Below are 3401 nucleotides of genomic sequence, written 5' to 3'. Positions count from 1 at the left end.
CTTTTTTGTGACGGAGGCGGTAGAGGGAAATGGGCGGTTCGAATCAGAAAATCTTATTGGAAATCCATTTGTGTCATTAGACAATTATTGTCCGGCGACACAAACATAGGTGCTTTGATATCCCCGTAAAATGGGGATTTTTTATTTAAAAGCACCTATGTTTGTGTCGCGAAGTCACGACACAAACATAGGTGCATAATCGATTTAGGACACAAACATAGGTGCATAATCGTGAAAGAATTTGGCTAGAAAATAAAGCTATATTTACTAAGTTCCATTACACAGAATTTGTTCTAAGAGCTACTAAGCAGAATTTCCATTTAAGACACGAATGCCAGCTGCGTTAAGCTAACTGGCAGGATAATGTGATAACAATATCCATTTTATGGTATTGTTAAGTTGTGGAATTTCTGCGAATTGGAGGTCTGAATGGGACTGTTAGATATACTTAATAACAAGAAAATTAGAGTAATCGAAATACCAAAATGGGGACATTATTTACGGAATCAGTGGGAATTTAACTTCGCAAACCATCTGACACTTGAAGAAAAGAAAGCAATTTATCTACATAATGCCAGTGGTGCACGTGGTTATTTATGGCATCTATTTAGTTATGAAAAAAAGAATTGTTTCAAAGAAGCACAAGCTGAGATAGCGTTTAACAATGAACCAAAGAGTACCTGCTTTGTTTTTTATCAACATTTTGATTATGCGCTAATTCTTGAGAAGTCATCTATGTTTACAGTTGATGACCTGTTCGCAGAAACTGATATTTACATTGTAGACAGAGAATTTAACTGGACCTATGTAAAAACTCATGAGACCGGTAGGTGTGGTCCTTACTTTGCCAGAAAAGTGAAATGCCCTTGAAATAATGGAGAACTGTAGCACGGATAAAGGCGGCAATTCGGATTGGAAGAAGGAACGTGAGGAGGCGAGGTTAATGGTATCAATGGCTGAACCGTCATGGTATAGCTGGCCTGAGTTTGACAGGGAGACTGACGCACTACGGCCTGACGCTTCACCTGAAGTCGTTAAGAAGTACGAAAGGGCGAGGAAGCGTTGGCAACGTGAACAGCTTAAGATGTGGAAGGAAGAGCTGGAGAATTCATTTGGCGACGGGCGGCATTATCACGACGTGTGGAACTTGGCATTGTGACTTAGGGGCAATTATTACCGCCATGGAGAGAGCAGGGATCAGCCGAGAGTCGATTGTGGAAGTGCTGGTGCAACATAAACAGGTCGATTTGTCTCCGGTGGAAGCTTTCGAGATTTATGGGAAATACCAAGAAATGATAGACAGCTAGTTCCTGTACATGGACAAGGATGAAGGAACTGCCGGACATTAATCACAGAAGTCACCTAGAAAGCACCTGGGCGGCTTTTTCGTTTTTTTTTGGACGATCGGCTAAAAGCTGAATATGGGGTGATGTTTTTAATGTAGCAACCCCAAATTTATTAAAATGTGGTAATATACCTATATTATTAGCTATATGTTGAGGTGGGGGCATCACATGGATTGGTTTTTGCAACTATCATGGTGGCAATATTTGATCATAGGTATTGTAACCTTTATTTCCGGAGTACTTATAATGAACAATAAATACTCGATGGAGTTCGATTCCCTGGTGGACGGTGAGTATGAAAGAATAAGCCGCGATTATTGGTTTCTTGGTTTTAGACAATCGAAACAAGCAGAACTGAAATCTAAGGCAAAACATACAATGAGAGAGCAGTACCCGAATTTATCCAAAAAAATAGATAAGTATCAATCAATATCAGCTATACCCCTAATATTAGGACCATGTTGTTTTCTATTCGGAATCTTCCTTTTGGGATCAGCTTTATTTAATTCGGTAGATGCAGGGGAAGGTAACGGTCCCAGTGATTATTACATAAATGAAACTGGGAGTAATCCCGGACCGGGTATTCATAATGTTGATCCTCATTGGGTTAACAGCTATCAACGTAGTGATGGCACACAAGTTAATGGTTATTGGCGCGGTGGTAATGACGGCTACAATAGGAGCAACCCAGACGGTAAGATAAGTAATAATTTGGGGAGCAGAGGTAGCAGTAGCAATAGTGTTGGTAGAGGAAAATAGGTAATGCCCTGCCCCTTTTTATGACTAATGAACGTTAATCCCTTTCCTTAACGGATGGGGTGGGCGTTAAGCTAACGGGCAGAAGTTAGTGCCATCACTTCGTGGAATACTAAATATGGTAGTTCGTAAAAATACTTTAAATATTAATGTGGAAGGGAACATTTATGAGGGCAGAACGAATGACAAGATTGGGTGCTTTTTTTATTGATCATTTATTATTTTCTATAGTTACTACTATATTTTATTTTTTAATTTCATGGGACATAATGACTCAATCCCCAATGAGTGTAGAGAATTTTAATAAATTAAGAAAGTTAAATTATTCTGTGACAGCAATTGCTTTAATTATTACTATGTTCAAAGACGTAGTAAAAGGCAGAAGTATCGGAAAACGTATAACTAATATCGCAGTGATAGACAGAAAGAGAATTGACCAAGTCCCAAGTACATGGAGATTAATTTTACGAAATATAACTTTATTAATTTGGCCCGTCGAACTTATTTATTTTTTAATATCGGGAAAAAGAATTGGTGACATTATTTTTAATACAGAAGTGGTTGGTGTTAAAGTTAAAGCTAAAGAAGAACGATAGTGTAGGGGCTTGCCGCGTGGCAGCTCTTCTTTTGGTTTATTAAAGTAACGGGCAGGATAGCAAAGTTATATGTGAAGTATATTGTAATGTAGGGATTTGGGGAGGAATTGTTATTAATTCTCAAAGAAACAAAATACATAAAATCATTGCCGAATGGGATCCATTTGATTTAAAGATCTATGGTATCGAAAGTTATGAAATATTAAAATGCATTCACTCTAGCGGTTCAAGGGACCCTGAGCAAATAGCAGGGTTTATTGAATCTATGCTTCAACATTTGGATCCATGGAGAAAATTAAATAAAAGTGAATGTTTTTTAATTGCTAAAAAAAATATTGAAATATTGGATTAATTTCAACACCATGAATAATTACCTCTTTTTAAGTCGTTCCGCTAACAGAACTGAAGCTCAACACAAGCCCCACGAGGCCTCCGCGGGATCGATCGGGCGGCCTCATTAAGCTAACGGGCAGGATACTTTGATGCTGCTAGAATATACAGTGAAAGCCAATTAGTATGATATTAGCGAGGGAACAAACCGATGGTAGTTAATTGAAAGGGCAAACGGAAGTTAGTGTATAGCAGCAGGACTTACTATTGGAATGTCCAACAAGATGCTGAAGATTACCCTTGCTTCAAAAGGATCGTGAGCGTCAATTGCTACCCACCTGTTTTGTCAAATGTTCCGGCAGGAATCGGCTAG

At 38.6% G+C, this 3401-nt stretch carries 5 protein-coding genes; all 5 read left to right on the top strand.

Features of this window, described 5'->3' with window-relative positions; genetic code table 11:
* Positions 1 to 429 precede the first annotated feature (429 nt).
* The 5 genes from GC093_RS15525 (at position 430) to GC093_RS15510 (ending at position 2698) form a co-directional block, all read left to right on the top strand.
* Positions 430 to 870, top strand: coding sequence for a DUF4275 family protein (locus tag GC093_RS15525; RefSeq protein WP_171652807.1), 441 nt, complete (start codon positions 430 to 432; stop codon positions 868 to 870).
* Between the two features lie 4 nt (positions 871 to 874).
* Positions 875 to 1159, top strand: a complete 285-nt coding sequence (locus GC093_RS15520) for a hypothetical protein (protein WP_171652806.1) — start codon at positions 875 to 877, stop codon at positions 1157 to 1159.
* Positions 1160 to 1181: 22 nt separating this feature from the next.
* Entirely contained in the window at positions 1182 to 1307 is a 126-nt protein-coding gene (locus GC093_RS36425; RefSeq protein ID WP_281365249.1) for a hypothetical protein, read from the top strand.
* Between the two features lie 207 nt (positions 1308 to 1514).
* Positions 1515 to 2105: a hypothetical protein gene (locus tag GC093_RS15515; protein WP_171652805.1), complete on the top strand. Its 591-nt coding sequence runs from the start codon at positions 1515 to 1517 to the stop codon at positions 2103 to 2105.
* Positions 2106 to 2284: 179 nt separating this feature from the next.
* Positions 2285 to 2698: an RDD family protein gene (locus GC093_RS15510; RefSeq protein WP_171652804.1), complete on the top strand. Its 414-nt coding sequence runs from the start codon at positions 2285 to 2287 to the stop codon at positions 2696 to 2698.
* The last annotated feature ends 703 nt before the right edge of the window (positions 2699 to 3401 follow it).

Source organism: Paenibacillus foliorum, assembly GCF_013141765.1.
Lineage (GTDB): Bacteria > Bacillota > Bacilli > Paenibacillales > NBRC-103111 > Paenibacillus_S > Paenibacillus_S foliorum.
Note: the sequence above shows the minus strand (reverse complement) of the source record. Positions and strands in the feature narration are given on the sequence as shown.